General features: G+C 46.6%; 12 protein-coding genes and 2 riboswitches. Of the genes, 10 read left to right on the forward strand and 2 right to left on the reverse strand.

The features are described 5' to 3' along the window. Positions 1-90 precede the first annotated feature (90 nt). Positions 91-912 carry a nucleotidyltransferase family protein gene (locus tag MIC7113_RS12270; RefSeq protein ID WP_041780741.1) on the reverse strand — a complete coding sequence of 274 codons (822 nt, stop codon included), beginning with the start codon at positions 910-912 and terminating at the stop codon, positions 91-93. Between the two features lie 241 nt (positions 913-1153). On the opposite strand from MIC7113_RS12270, the gene MIC7113_RS12275 reads away from it, so the two are divergent. Beyond that, on the forward strand, positions 1154-1897 hold the full coding sequence (locus tag MIC7113_RS12275; RefSeq protein ID WP_015182484.1) for a metallophosphoesterase family protein: 744 nt from the start codon (positions 1154-1156) through the stop codon (positions 1895-1897). Positions 1898-2464: 567 nt separating this feature from the next. Beyond that, positions 2465-2731, forward strand: coding sequence for a hypothetical protein (locus MIC7113_RS12280; RefSeq protein WP_015182485.1), 267 nt, complete (start codon positions 2465-2467; stop codon positions 2729-2731). A 273-nt stretch (positions 2732-3004) separates the two neighbouring features. On the opposite strand, the gene bchD is transcribed toward MIC7113_RS12280, so the two are convergent. Continuing rightward, positions 3005-5053, reverse strand: coding sequence for a magnesium chelatase ATPase subunit D (gene bchD / locus MIC7113_RS12285; RefSeq protein ID WP_041780025.1), 2049 nt, complete (start codon positions 5051-5053; stop codon positions 3005-3007). 201 nt (positions 5054-5254) lie between these two features. Between bchD and MIC7113_RS12290 the strand changes: the two genes are divergently transcribed. The 8 genes from MIC7113_RS12290 (at position 5255) to MIC7113_RS12325 (ending at position 14011) form a co-directional block, all read left to right on the forward strand. Continuing rightward, positions 5255-6442, forward strand: a complete 1188-nt coding sequence (locus MIC7113_RS12290; RefSeq protein WP_015182487.1) for a DUF3095 domain-containing protein — start codon at positions 5255-5257, stop codon at positions 6440-6442. A gap of 118 nt (positions 6443-6560) precedes the next feature. Further along, entirely contained in the window at positions 6561-7664 is a 1104-nt protein-coding gene (locus MIC7113_RS12295) for a YihY/virulence factor BrkB family protein (protein ID WP_015182488.1), read from the forward strand. A gap of 96 nt (positions 7665-7760) precedes the next feature. Further along, positions 7761-7920: riboswitch (cyclic di-AMP (ydaO/yuaA leader) on the forward strand. Positions 7921-8015: 95 nt separating this feature from the next. Then, a complete protein-coding gene (ntrB, locus tag MIC7113_RS12300; RefSeq protein ID WP_015182489.1) occupies positions 8016-8870 on the forward strand; it encodes a nitrate ABC transporter permease in 855 nt (284 codons plus the stop codon). A 15-nt stretch (positions 8871-8885) separates the two neighbouring features. Beyond that, positions 8886-10289: a CmpA/NrtA family ABC transporter substrate-binding protein gene (locus tag MIC7113_RS12305; protein ID WP_015182490.1), complete on the forward strand. Its 1404-nt coding sequence runs from the start codon at positions 8886-8888 to the stop codon at positions 10287-10289. 49 nt (positions 10290-10338) lie between these two features. Continuing rightward, positions 10339-11160, forward strand: coding sequence for an ABC transporter ATP-binding protein (locus tag MIC7113_RS12310; RefSeq protein WP_015182491.1), 822 nt, complete (start codon positions 10339-10341; stop codon positions 11158-11160). Positions 11161-11233: 73 nt separating this feature from the next. Beyond that, a riboswitch (cyclic di-AMP (ydaO/yuaA leader) is annotated at positions 11234-11352 on the forward strand. Positions 11353-11539: 187 nt separating this feature from the next. Further along, positions 11540-12256 (forward strand): hypothetical protein, encoded by a 717-nt coding sequence (locus tag MIC7113_RS12315; protein ID WP_015182492.1) that lies wholly within the window; start codon positions 11540-11542, stop codon positions 12254-12256. Positions 12257-12802: 546 nt separating this feature from the next. Beyond that, positions 12803-13006 carry a hypothetical protein gene (locus tag MIC7113_RS37580; RefSeq protein ID WP_216596380.1) on the forward strand — a complete coding sequence of 68 codons (204 nt, stop codon included), beginning with the start codon at positions 12803-12805 and terminating at the stop codon, positions 13004-13006. A gap of 291 nt (positions 13007-13297) precedes the next feature. Continuing rightward, positions 13298-14011, forward strand: a complete 714-nt coding sequence (locus tag MIC7113_RS12325; RefSeq protein ID WP_063822980.1) for a hypothetical protein — start codon at positions 13298-13300, stop codon at positions 14009-14011. The last annotated feature ends 25 nt before the right edge of the window (positions 14012-14036 follow it).

The raw sequence follows: 14036 nt of genomic DNA on the forward strand, positions 1-14036 counted from the left end.
GGACTGACGTTACAGTTTTGACAACCAACGATCTGAACCTTAGGCATGGCGAGTACAACTTTTGATTCGGAACCGGGTCTGAGACAAGACTTAGTCTTTTGCCTTATCCGTCTTTAAGTGCGCTGTCCACTCACAGAGTTCGGCGGTTGTCATACTCCCTTTGGGAAAAAGTCGCGCATCCTCATATCCCCATTGCTCCACATCAATCTCATACTGCAACGGTGATAGTAGCGTGCCTTGACACAGTTTTTCTTCCTTCGTGGGAGTGCTTACCTCCTGCTGTAAGCGCTGGGACAGTTCATTCATCACCCAATTCGGAATCCGCGATCGCTCTCCAGGATAGATGAAGCCAAACAAAATCAGATGGCTGAACAACACTCGCCACTGGGAACCGAAGCGCTGAAGTAAACGCGACCAATCCAAGTTTTCACTACAGGCGCGGATCAGGTGTGCGATATCGGCACCATCAAAGCGATCGCGTGCCATAATGAACGCTTTTGACCAGATCATTTCCTCTGGGGGACATAGCCGAACCGACTGACCTAGAACTTCTTCCTCAATGGCATATTCAAACCAAATATCATCAACCTCACCATTGCCATTAGCACAGTTGAAAATAATATCGACAAAGTCCTCACCACAGAAAACTTTTGCCAACCAGTGAGACGCGGGGAATTCAGTATGATAACCCTGTTGAGAAAATACCTCTAAGATGCGTGAACAATCCCTGGGATGAACAAACAAGTCTAAATCCTTCGTTTGACGTGCAATTTTCGTGTAACGCTTGAACGCATACCCACCACCAACAAGAAACGGGATTTGAGCTTGGCTTAAAACATCAAATGAGCGACAGTAAAAGGCACGGGTTTGAGGATCGAGATCATCTTGGCTGATTTTGTAAGATTGCATCATATAATTTGTTTGTCCCAGAGGCTTTTCTGGCTTTTGGGTACCCTTACATCCTGAAAACCGTTGGGCAACCGAAAGCTTGGTTTCATAATGGTTAATAGTGACCCAGAAGCCAGAGCCTAGCCTCAATCTAGAGACCGAAACCCAATAAAACTCAGCCCTGAAAAATACTCCCAATGAGGCATGAAAGCCATCCATCCCCCTACACCATATAAAGATAAAAGGACTTTAGAGGGAGAAACGGATGGCAGACACACCAGAGGTAGTGCGTTTGGCGGCAGTTGGAGATATCCATTGCACTAAGACCTCTCAGGGTAATTTACAACCCCTGTTCTCAAAAATCACAGAGAGTGCCGATGTACTCCTGCTATGTGGCGATTTAACAGACTATGGACTGCCTGAAGAAGCCCATGTGCTAGTCAAAGAATTAGCCGCCGTCAAAATTCCCACCATTGCCGTGTTTGGCAACCATGATTATGAATCTGGAAACCCAGAGGCAATCGAGCAAATCCTGTGTGATTCAGGTGTAACAATCCTTAATGGCGATACCTGTGAAGTTCAGGGTATCGGCTTTGCCGGTGTTAAGGGATTTGCTGGAGGCTTTGGCTCCAAGGCTTTAGGTGCTTGGGGTGAGGACATCATCAAGAATTTCGTGCATGAAGCCGTGAATGAAGCCTTGAAGCTCGAAGCCGCTTTAGCCAAGTTAGAAACACCCCAGCGTATCGCTGTACTTCACTATTCCCCCATCCAGGCAACTGTGGAGGGAGAACCACCAGAAATTTTTCCCTTCCTGGGTTCTAGTCGTTTGGAGGAACCCTTAACTCGCTATGGAGTGACGGCGGCTTTTCATGGTCATGCTCACCACGGTCATCTAGAGGGGCGAACGAGGAGTAATATTCCAGTGTACAACGTGTCTATGCCGCTTTTGAAGAAAGCTTTTCCAGATCAACCCGCGTTTCGTCTGTTGGAAATTCCCACAACACCTTAGTAGTGTACGGCGAAAGTTTCCCTTCCATTTCTCATGCACGAGTTAGGATTGTTTACATTTCTCAGCTTTGTGTCTCTGGCATTCATCTGAGAGTGTGTTGGAAAAATAGGCTCACAGCATCAACAACATTTCGTACAAAACTGAAAAGATGTATAGTGCTGTGCCTCTACTAGGTTAGGGTAGAGGCACTTGGAACTTTTTAAACATCCTGTTAGTAATTGACTTCATCACAGAGGGTTATCGTCTCACGATTTCAAGATTACCCGAATCTCAATGATGTCCTTTGATTTAAGAATTCTAGGGTCTGGTTAATGTAATGAAATTTTTAAAACTCTTAAATAAGATTTCATAAAGAGGTATTTTTATATACAAAAATTAGCTATTTTCTGGTGGATTATATCTGTAGGTGCATGAATTAGAGGTAATAGTAAATCCCAAGAGAGAGTTATTGAAGTGTCTGGTTTGCTATAACAAGAGTAAGCAATTCCTGTAATTCTTGAGCGTTGAATTCAAGGAAGCCTAAAGGGATTTCTATAACTGAATATATGCAATTGTAAGGAGATTGAAATGCTCGGAGAAATGTGCTGGCTACCTTTGTTGGGTACTGATGGAGACAAAATCCTGCACTTGAGAACGAATCCTGGTCAACCTTGGCAACCCTACACCGCCTATCCCCAGTTTTCGGTTCCAGACTACGAAATCCCGAAAGGAACTAAAGGATGGGCAACTTACCAAAAATTGATGCAGCAAAAGTGGACTTTAATACCCAGTGAGCGGGCTTTACAAGCGCTCTCATTATCCAATCAGAACATAGATCAACGTAGGGCTAGTTAAGTGATCTGTTGATTATTGCTCAAGCTTAAACGCAAGCTTTAACGCTAAACAATAGCGAACATTGCTGCGTTTGCAAACCAGGGTGCTAAGCTACAAAGTGCAGAATGCTCATCACTTTATTGTTCTATCTCCGGAGTTTTGTTGTCCATTTAAATCCAGGATTTGTTTTAAGCTTGTATCCTCCTCTTTATGAGGAGGATATTGTTATCGATGCCTTTTTTTTAATAAATCGCACCCTTTAGAAGCCACTTAAAATAATGGGTGAAGACATTTTTACCGAGACTTCATATCTGCGATCGCACCTTTTGCCATTGCGGCAATTGCTCGATCCGTCGCCTTCGGTAAGTGGTAGTACTTCCCTCCCGCGTTTTTCGCCAATTCCTTGGCAAAACCCGTCGAAACAAACTTATTTTCCGTATCAATCACCAACAGTTGAATCCCTAGCGCCCGAATTCGCGCCGCAATATCCAACAATTCTGCCTTAATATCCGGCTTTTCCCCTTCTGCCATTGGTTCACCCAAGGAACGCGCCAAGGGAATATTCCCCCGTCCATCAGTAATGGCTACAATTACCACTTGCCCGATATCCCCTGACATCTTGGCATTCATCCCCACTCTTACCGCCTGAGTCAATCCATGTGCCAGAGGTGAACCGCCACCACAAGGCAAGCGTTCTAAACGTCCTCGTGCCAAGGCGATGGAACGGGTTGGGGGTAACAAGACTTCTGCCTGTTCCCCCCGGAAAGGAATCAGCGATACCTGATCGCGGTTTTGATACGCCTCCGTCAATAGCTGCATCACCGCACCCTTCGCTGACTGCATTCGGTTTAGCGCCATCGAACCCGAAGCATCCACGACAAAAACCACCAGTGCTCCTGCTTTTCTCGCTAACCGCTTGGAGCGAATATCCCCTGATTCCACAATCACCTTACGTCCCGGTTGACGCTTGCGCCGACTCACCTGGTAGGGTGCTGCTGCTCTCAGTGTGGCATCCACTGCAATTCGTCGCACCTTTCCTTTGGGCAACATGGGCTTGACATAACGCCCCCGATCATCCGAGAAGATGATGCTACGACTCCCCGATTTACCCTGACGCTGTGCCATTTGAGCAAAATACAGCACGCTAGGGTCGAGCAGCACGCCTTCTGGGTCAAAAACAAACTCTTCCGGGATGCTAGGTGGTTCTTGCTCCTGTTCTTGGTCTTCCTCTTCTTCTTTCTCCTCCTGTTCCTCCTGTTCTTGTTGAGAATCATCTTGAGGGGGTGGGGGAGGAGGGGGGGGTTGTTGTTCTTCGGGTGGCGTCTGGATTTGGGTGGCGCGAGGCACAATCACCAATTCCACGGCACGGCGCAAATCGTCTGCAATCACATTCTGCCGCCCATCCAAAGCGGCACAGGCTTTGGCTACTCTTAGCGCAAACAGTTCCGCCCGATGCCCTTGGACAACCCCTCGAATCGCTTCGTTAACCAGATAGGCAATTTGGTCGTGGGTGACGTTGACCTCTTTGAGCCACTCTCGCGCTAGGATGATTTGGGTTTTCAGGTCATCCGTGTCTGCGTTGTACTGTTCAAGAAAGGCTTGGGCAGATTTGGCGTATGCGATCGCCTGATCCACTGCCTCGACTCGTTGATCTAATGACAACACCCCATCAGCCGAAAGTGTAATCGCAATTCTATCTAATAAATGTTCCCGCAGTGGCCCTTCTTCGGGGTTATAAGTCGCAATCAACAGCGGTTTGCAGGGATGTTGAAAACTAATCCCCTCCCGCTCAATAATGTTGCGCCCTTCGGTTAGGACACTCAGCAACTGATTGGCAATTTGGTCATCGAGCAGGTTAATCTCATCCACATACAGGACGCCTCGATGCGCCTGCGCCAGCAATCCCGGCTGAAACACCGTTTCTCCCTGCTTCACCGACTGCTCCACATCCACCGAACCCAACAGCCGATCTTCGGTTACCCCAAGCGGAATTTGCACGAAGGGGGCAGGGATGATTTCGGTGGGCAGTTCAGCGATAGTAGAAATAGGGGTTGTCCCATCTTTACCAGACAGATACTGAGCCAAGAGATAGTCATCCCACTCATTGGGGTAACTGGGATTGCAGTTACAGATGGAATCTTTGACGACTTCAATGGGGGGGAGTAAGGCATGGAGGGCGCGTGCCATCACAGATTTAGCGGTTCCCCGACGCCCTGCGATCGCCACTCCTCCCAGCCCAGGATCAACCGCCGCCAATAGCAGCGCGAGTTTAATGGCTTCTTGTCCAACAACAGCCGTTAGGGGGAAGGTAGAGACAGTAGAGGAGATAGTAGGCGCAGGCATTAGTTCAATCTTGGCGAGTCCATGTTTCAAGGCATCTCAATCTCTACAAGAAATTGTCATGCCAAAACGTTGTCAGTGATGCGGAACTCATTGTACTCAAGTTGAAGCTTACAATGAGACTTATTTAAATCAAGCTTATTGTATCAGTTAGGGTGCTGTTCCGTGAGTCAAAAATTCTACTAACTCCAAAATAGACCCAACATGTTCACCGATACCTTTTATTCGGAATTACCCACCTTAGAACATTTTGTTGAGATTACGAATTCTCAAAATTTCCTCCCTGTTCATCCTGACTGGTACATTGTGATTACGGATATCATGGGTTCGACCCAAGCCATAGAAGCAGGTCGATATAAAGATGTCAATATTTTAGGTGTTTCCTCGATAATTGCTATCTTAAATCGAGCCAAACACCTGGAGATTCCTTTTGTTTTTGGTGGGGATGGTGCTTCCCTATTAATTCCACCTTCGCTATTTTTGGATACCAAGCAGGCATTATTGGCAACTCAAGACATGGCTAAGCGGGAATTTAATTTAGGATTGCGGGTTGGTATTGTTCCGGTTGCCACGGTTCGAGACGCTAATTATGATGTAAGAGTTGCCAAAGTTAGAGTATCAGCCAAGTATACTCAAGCCGTTTTTACGGGTGGTGGATTAACCTACGCCACTGAGTTAGTCAAAAATCCTGAAACAAGCGAGCTGTATAGTTTAAGTTCATCAGGAATTATTCCTCAAGCTGATTTTTCAGGATTAGTTTGTCCGTGGCAAGATATTCCGAGTCAACATGGAGAAATTTTGAGCTTGATTGTCATGGCAACCGCTCATCAAGGCCAGGAGGAGACATCTATTTATAAAGAGGCTATCAAAAAAATATATAAAATTTATGGCGGAGCTAATAATTTTCATCCTGTCGATTTTGAACGTATCCGGCTCTCCTTGAACCGTCAAATCTTATATAAAGAAACACAGGTTGTTCATCAATCCCAAAACTGGTGGTATAAACAATTAAGTTTGTGGCAAAAATTACTGGGAATCATAGCTATCAAGGTTAGCATTAAATTGGGCTTAATAGATTGGCAAACTAATAAAAAAACTCTTATATCCGATAGTGATTATCAAAAATTTGATGACATTCTTCGCATGGTAATTTCGGGAAATTCGGGGCAACGAGAAAAATTAATTCGCTATTTGGAAACTCAATATAAGGCTGGGAAATTAGTATATGGGTTTCATGTTTCAGATCGGGCATTAATGACGTGTTTGGTCTATAAGGCACAGGGTCGCCACACGGCCTTTATCGACGGCGCAGATGGCGGTTATGCTCTAGCGGCAAAAATGTTGAAGGAAAAACTCAAGCCAGCGAAGGGATGGGGGACTGGGACAGGGTGAAGGATGAGAATCGCTCTCATAGAAATACAGTTCTAACTTAAGGGTCTTGAAACCTAAAGCTCAACGCTCAAAACTGAAAGAAATATGCATACACACTTTCCAGCGAAGTTTTGAGTCCATGAAACCCAAAGTTATTGTAGAACTACTCAAAGAAACCTTTAAGGAATGGCAGGAAGATAAGGCATCGAGGTTGGCAGCGGCGTTAGCTTATTACACCGCCTTCTCGATCGCACCTCTGCTTATTATTGCAATTGCGATCGCCGCCCTGGTGTTTGGGGAAGAAGCGGCTAGGGGGGGAATTGAAGATCAACTTCGGGGCTTGATTGGTCAACAGGGTGCAGAAGCCATCGAAGAGATGATTAAAAATTCCAGCAAACCAGCGGAGGGCACAATCGCTACCATTATTAGCGTTGGCTTTCTCCTGTTTGGTGCCTCTGGTGTTTTTGCTCAGCTCCAAGATTCCCTTAATACTATCTGGGAAGTAGCACCCAAGCCAGGACGAGGCGTAATGGGCTTTATTAAAGACCGCTTTTTGTCCTTCTCGATGGTGTTAGGTATTGGTTTTTTGCTGTTGGTATCTCTCGTCTTGAGTGCCGTTTTGGCGGGACTGAACAACATCTTGGGCGGCATGATGCCCGGTTTGAGTTTTCTCTGGGAAATCCTCAACTTTCTCATCTCCTTCGGCGTTATTACCCTGTTGTTCGCCTTAATTTATAGAGTCCTGCCCGATGCTAAAATTGCCTGGGGTGATGTATGGTTTGGAGCGATTATTACCGCCTTACTGTTTACGATTGGTAAGACTCTGATTGGGCTGTATCTCGGTAATAGCAGTGTCGGGTCAACCTATGGTGCAGCCGGTTCCTTTGTCGTGCTGCTTCTGTGGGTGAATTATTCGGCTCAAATCCTGTTTTTCGGTGCTGAATTGACCCAAGTTTACGCTAATAAATATGGCTCCCACATCGTACCCACTGAAAATGCGGTACGACTGACCGAAGAAGATAGAGTACAACAAGGAATCCCTCACAGCAGCCACGTTGAATCCATGGCAGATCAGGAGAGGAACCCAAATAGATCCGCGCAACAGACACTGCCATCACCACAGAGGAATCGGCGTGAAAAGAGAAACCCAGCCGCTACTGCACTAGGTGGACTCATGGGTATGTACCAAAGCCTTGCCCGCCTCACTGGCCGGAAAAAGAACCGGAACAACCGACACCGGTGATTTGTCTAGCTATTTCTTCAGAAAGAGAAACGATCTTGAAAATTTATGCTATTCTTTCTCTTTAACTAGAGTAAGTCAGCCTAATCCAGCGGCTCACCAGGGTAGTAACCCAAACAACAGGTAAAGCTGGAGCGGAGGAACCAACATTTGGGGCGTATCTCTCAACTCTGTTTCATTGTGTAAGCAACAGAGCAGAGAAGGACATCTCTCAGTCCTAGCCCGTCAGCTAACTTCGTAGGCATTGAGGGGAGACTGAAGAGTCAGCATTCTTGGTAATGTCTCGATCTCGTCAGTATCCTGGCTGGTACTGCTCAGGTTGTTTGTACCTGATATTGACAGGAGGCATTGCCAATGGTATGTCAACTTAATTTGGCTGCGATGTTCGCAGTCGCAACTCAAGCTACCTGGAAACGGGCAAAGCCCCTGATTGTGCGAGATGTGGTCTTGCTACCGCTTGCAGGTTTTGCAGGGGTAATCATTTTGTGGTGGGTTATTGCCCTCTTCCGACACGAACTAATGCCCACCCCACCCGAAGCACTCGCCAAAAATTGGGACTACATCTTGAACCCGTTTTATCGACGCGGTCCTGGCGACTTGGGGATTGGTTGGTTACTGTTGGCAAGTCTGCGCCGAGTCGGCTTGGGATTTGGGCTAGGAGCTGTCGTGGCAATTCCCTTGGGATTTCTGATTGGGATGTCCAGAGCTGCCCTGCTCGCTCTGAATCCACTGATTCAAATCTTTCGACCGGTATCGCCGCTGGTTTGGTTGCCCATTGCCTTAGCCATCTTCAACTCGGCGGAACCCTCGGCGGTTTTTGTCATCTTTATTACCTCCTTGTGGTCAACCATTACGAACACCGCTCTGGGCGTTTCCAGCGTTTCCAAAGATTACCTAGAAGTCGCTCAAGTTCTGGAAATGCCACGGTCGAGGCAAATTCTCAAGATTATCTTGCCCGCCAGTTTGCCCTACATTTTCACAGGCTTGCGGATCAGTTTGGGAATTGCTTGGCTGGTAATCGTTGCCGTAGAAATGCTTACCGGCGGAATTGGTATCGGCTTTTTCGTTTGGGATGAGTGGAACCGCTTAAACTTAAGTTCGGTATTCCTAGCCGTCGTCGTGATTGGTTTAACCGGTTTAGTGCTTGATAGTGCCCTTGCCAGACTGCAAGCTTGGGTTACTCACCGTCCAGCTGCCAAACAAGGATAGGAGGAGTAGCTGACCATGATGTATAACAAGAAGAATCGGCGCACGTTCCTGATCGGAATGGGCGCAACGGCGGCAGGGATAGCATTTTCGTCTTGTGGAATTAGTGGCGATCGCTCTCCCAAAGGCATGACAAAAACTGCCCTAGCTGTAGAGCCAGTCGTTGACCCCAAAACCTTAGAAAAACCTAATTTAACTATTGGTTTCGTTCCGGTAAATGATTGCGCTCCGTTTGCCGTAGCGTGGGAAAAAGGATTTTTCCGCAAGTACGGGCTAAACGTCAACCTCTCACGAGAGGCGAGTTGGGGAAATGCTCGCGATGGCATTATCTTTGGACGCCTCGATGCTGCTCCTGTCGTGTCTGGAGCGGTAACCAATGCCAGGACTGGAGCAGAAGGTGCACGTCACGTCCCCTTATGTGCTGCGATGACGATTCACCGCCACGGCAACGCCATCACCATGAATCGGAAGATGTGGGAAGCGGGAGTGCGTCCCTGGCAAGAATACCAGGGAAACTTGGAAGCTTTTGGTAAAGATTTTCGCTCCTATTTTGACAAGCTACCCCTAGACGAGCGAGTGTTGGCAGTCGTGCTGAGTTCGGCGATCTACGAATACTTCATCCGTTACTTAGCCGCAGCGTCGGGCGTAAATCCCCTAGATGAATTTCGCATCATTATCACGCCACCGCCTCAAATGGTGAGCAACGTGCGGATTGGAGCGATGCAAGCCTACATGGTTGCCGAACCTTGGAACACGAGGGCGATTTCTGGCAACGAGGGAGTTGGTTTTACCTTTGCTCAGGGTAGAGAAATTTGGCAGGGACACCCAGATAGGCTCTTGGGAGTGATGGAATCCTTCATCAAGGAAAATCCCAAAACGTATCGCTCTCTGGTCAAAGCCATGATCGAAGCGTGCCAGTATTGCGGCAAACCCGAAAACCGAGAAGAAGTTGCCCAAATTATCTCGCAACGCTCTTTTACAGGAGCTGCCCCCAAATTTACAAAACCGGGCATTGTCGGGGACTATAACTACGGAGGATTTGACGGTCAAGACCGTATTACCAACGCCCCAGAAACCACAATCTTCTTTGACCTCCCCCCCCATCTTGCCAAAGTGCCGGGAGATCATTCGACATTTCTCTGGCAGTCCGAAAGCCTCTGGTTAATGACTCAGGCAGCACGTTGGCAACAGATTCCCGAAATTCCCAAAAATGCTTTAGAAATTGCTCGTCAGGGCTGGAAGACTGATCTATATCGGGAGATTGCCGCCGAAATGGGAATTGCCTGTCCTAAGGAGGATTACAAAGTGGAGCCTGCGGAAGCATTTATTGACAACAAAGCCTTTGACCCTAGCGATCCGGTGGGTTATCTCAAAGGCTTTGAAATTCGAGCCGATCGCCCCCAATCCTTCTTCTTGTCATAAAAGCGATTCGTCTTCTACTAGACCAGTCTACAGAATTCGGGAGTCTACCATGTCTCAATCCACTTCATTTACAGCGAATGCCAATCGGGAATCCAATGCTGGCACGGGATTTCTAGAGATTGAAGATGTTTTCAAGTCTTACCCAAAACCGGATGGCAGTCGGTTTGTCGTTCTCGATGGAGTCAACCTCACCGTTGGAGAGGAAGAATTTATCTCGGTAATTGGTCACTCGGGATGTGGCAAAACAACCTTGATTAAAATTGTGGCGGGTTTGGAAAAACCAACGTCTGGCTCAGTGCGACTCGACGGCAAGGAAATTCGCAAACCCGGTGCCGATCGCATGATGGTATTTCAGAATTATTCTCTGCTTCCTTGGCTGACGGTGCGAGAAAACGTGCGGCTAGCCGTAGATGAAGTCCTCAAAAAGGCCACTCGTGTTGAAAAGAACGACATTGTTAACGAACACCTGGCAATGGTGAAGTTAACGGAAGCCGCAGACAAGTACCCCGATGAGCTTTCTGGAGGGATGAAACAGCGCGTGGGAGTTGCCCGTGCCTTGGCGACTCGCCCAAAAATGTTACTGCTAGACGAGCCGTTTGGGGCACTGGATGCCTTGACTAAGCCGAGATTGCAGCAGCAAGTACTCGACATCTGGGAAAGCCACCGCCAAGCAGTAATGATGATTACCCATGATGTGGACGAAGCGATTTTTATGTCCGATCGCGTTGTTATGATGACAAACGGACCGGCAGCCACGATTGGGGGAACGTTGAACATTCCGTTCTCCCGTCCGCGCGATCGCCATGCCATGCGGGAATCACAAGAATATTACGATCTCCGCAATCATATTCTGAACTTCTTAGATAGCTAATTCGCCCGATCAAAGTAGCGAGAAAATCGTTACTTCATTTATTGAGTGGGTAGCTTAATCTAATCCCGGCTGGCAATTACAGTCAGTCTGGGTGAGAGCGGAGGAACCAATTTTTGGGGCTAATCTCCAATGCGAGAGAGACACCTTCCCGTCTTAGCCCGTCAGCTAACTTCGTCGGCAATGGGAGGAACACCAAGACTTGGCTTTCATAGCAGTTGTCTTTGGAGCCTCCTGATAGATATCACTAAATAGGATGAGTTATGAAACTGAAGGATAAAAAAATCCTAGTTCATTCTTCATCCTTCAGCTTTTAATCGTGATATCTGTTTTTGACCCACCTCTCTAGCCGTTACTTATTTTTTTGAGAGAGGTTAAAGCAATGAATATCAAGTCAATGATAGCGCGACTTGAAAGTACACTGAATCGTAATGATTTGATGGAACAATTGGTGTTGCTGCCTGAACCAGCTTCAGCCGATTCCAAGTGGACTAACTCTACACAATCAGTCAACTTAGTCGTTGGTTATAACGCCTCACTCAGCAGTCAAACGGCCCTGGATTTAACGATGTGGATTGCCCATCAAACGCGTTTGGCGACACAAAATCATGTTACAGTTCAAGTTGTTTACGTCGTCGATGAGATTCAAAGCCGTAAGTGTCCAGATTTGTTTAACTTAGCTGATGTTAAGCGCTCATCTATTCATCCGTTTCCATCAGGACTGCCAAAAACATCGACTGCAACAATGTCTGCCACATCCGTCTTAACTAAACCCAAACAGCAAGAATTAGCCTTAGAAAACCAGCGAAAATTGGCAAGAAAATGCTGCCCCAAGGCAACAGCTAATCAATCCGATTGGTTTGAGCAAGCCGACCATATTTTATGGCAAGCACGATGTTTGGCAGAAGAGTGGCGGGGTTCATTTAAAGCTCATCTCCGGTTGGGTGACGTGGCTACTGAATTGAGAGAAGTTGTTGACTCAGAAGCGGCGACTCTACTGTTCTTAGGCTGTAATTCCGTCAATCACCCCATTGTCCAACAATTGAATTTTAATTTCCCTTGTTCAGTACTGGGTGTTCCTAGAGGTTTGAATTTGTAACAGGTGTTCCTGGTGAATTCACCTAGTTTTTGGATGGGTGAATCGGTTCAAAAGGTATGTAAATTTAATTGTCTTGGGTTGTAGTGGTCGCAAGAGTTTGGTAAAGATTTGACAAAAAGTATCAGAGATTACACTGTTCACCCTGCGCCCTACTCCATTTTGATTTTTCAAAACCTAAAGTTTGGGCTTTTCTAGCTCATAACCAATGTCTCCGTCGCTACAATTTGGAAAATTCTACAGGTTTCTTTTTCTTATCTCGGCGAACACTATAAATAACAAAAAATTACAGCGTTAGTTAAGGATTGTGAACTTTGCAATGAACCCTGAGACTAGCTTTGAGCGTTACGGTGGCGTTCAGAGTTAAGAAGATTTAAGCGCGATTTTCCGGTTTGATGCGTTGGAGTCTATGGACAAAACAACTGATTAGGTCTACCCTCTTACAGGAGGGTTAGCCATCAGATGAGGATTACCTCTGATGAGAGATGAATAATCGATGAATAATCGATGAATTCTCAATGAAGCTTTCTACCTATTAGACGCAGTAAGATGATGACCACTAACCCCAGTGCTAAAATTGGGGAAGTATTAGAGGTACCTTTTCCGCATCCGTGCGATCGCCAGGAACTACGAGAATCACAATATTCTGTTGATTTTCGTAACTACACTCGGAATTTCCCGGATCGCATTCCAACCAGGACGAATAAATTACAAATTGTTACTTTAAGTTATGAAGTGGGCAGCCTAATCTAATTCAGGGGAGCAGTCAAAGCCTGTAATCCCTTGATTTTGAATGGAAAAACCAATTTTCGGCGTAAGTTCTAACGTGAGAGAGACATCTTCGAGTCCCAGCCTGTCAGATCAGTTTGTCAGCGCTGTCAGTAAAGCTAAAATCTTGGCTTTTGGTCACTGGTTGTTGAAGTCTCCTTACGGGTATCACTCATTCTTTGGCTTTGACCAAATTTGGACACATAACACATATTGGTATCCGTTGCTGACCCACATTTCTTCTGTTACTTGTTGTCTTTGAGAGAGATTCAAGCTGTGAACATCAAGCCAATAATAGTACGTCTTGAAGGCGCAATGGATCGCAATGACTTAATGGAGCAAATGGTGTTGCGGCCTGAACCAGCCGCCATTGCTTCCCCAGAGGGTAATGCCAGCCAACCGATCAACTTTGTTGTTGGCTATAACGCCTCACCCAGAAGTCAAACAGCTTTAGATTTGACCATGTGGATCGCTCATCAAACGCGTGTGGCAACTCAACAGCAAGTGACTGTTCAGGTTGTCTACGTTGTTGATGAAAAGCAAAGTAGCCCTTGTCCAGATGCCTTTAACTTTGCTGATGTTAGTAGCTCATCGATCTATCGACTGCCATTAAAATCGTTCAATTCATCAGAGCCACGAAATTGTATCACATCTGTCTTGACGAAACCAAGCCCTCAGGAGATAAAAGTTAGTTCTAAGGTAACCTCGAAAAAGTCACGCCGCGCTAAAGCTACATTTTCCCAAGCGGACTGGTTTGAGCAAGCTGATCGGATTTTATGGCAGGCTCGTTGTATGGCGGAAGAATGGCGGGGTTCCTTCAAGGCTCATCTGCGGTTTGGTGACATTGCAACCGAGTTGAGAGCTGTTGTTGAAGCCGAAGCGGCGACGCTCCTTTTCTTGGGTTGTCATTCCGTTGAGCATCCTCTAGTCGAGAAATTAGGCTCTGATTTCCCCTGTGCGGTGCTGGGGATTCCCAGGAGTTGTGTTTAGTACAGGTGTGAACTCCTGATACGCA

The sequence above is a fragment of the Allocoleopsis franciscana PCC 7113 genome (assembly GCF_000317515.1).
Taxonomy (GTDB): Bacteria; Cyanobacteriota; Cyanobacteriia; order Cyanobacteriales; family Coleofasciculaceae; genus Allocoleopsis; species Allocoleopsis franciscana.

Coding starts and splice junctions, on each gene's coding strand:
- MIC7113_RS12270 (WP_041780741.1), bottom strand. CDS start 912: ATGATGCAATCTTACAAAATCAGCCAAGATGATCTCGATCCTCAAACC.
- MIC7113_RS12275 (WP_015182484.1), top strand. CDS start 1,154: ATGGCAGACACACCAGAGGTAGTGCGTTTGGCGGCAGTTGGAGATATC.
- MIC7113_RS12280 (WP_015182485.1), top strand. CDS start 2,465: ATGCTCGGAGAAATGTGCTGGCTACCTTTGTTGGGTACTGATGGAGAC.
- bchD (WP_041780025.1), bottom strand. CDS start 5,053: ATGCCTGCGCCTACTATCTCCTCTACTGTCTCTACCTTCCCCCTAACG.
- MIC7113_RS12290 (WP_015182487.1), top strand. CDS start 5,255: ATGTTCACCGATACCTTTTATTCGGAATTACCCACCTTAGAACATTTT.
- MIC7113_RS12295 (WP_015182488.1), top strand. CDS start 6,561: ATGAAACCCAAAGTTATTGTAGAACTACTCAAAGAAACCTTTAAGGAA.
- ntrB (WP_015182489.1), top strand. CDS start 8,016: ATGGTATGTCAACTTAATTTGGCTGCGATGTTCGCAGTCGCAACTCAA.
- MIC7113_RS12305 (WP_015182490.1), top strand. CDS start 8,886: ATGATGTATAACAAGAAGAATCGGCGCACGTTCCTGATCGGAATGGGC.
- MIC7113_RS12310 (WP_015182491.1), top strand. CDS start 10,339: ATGTCTCAATCCACTTCATTTACAGCGAATGCCAATCGGGAATCCAAT.
- MIC7113_RS12315 (WP_015182492.1), top strand. CDS start 11,540: ATGAATATCAAGTCAATGATAGCGCGACTTGAAAGTACACTGAATCGT.
- MIC7113_RS37580 (WP_216596380.1), top strand. CDS start 12,803: ATGATGACCACTAACCCCAGTGCTAAAATTGGGGAAGTATTAGAGGTA.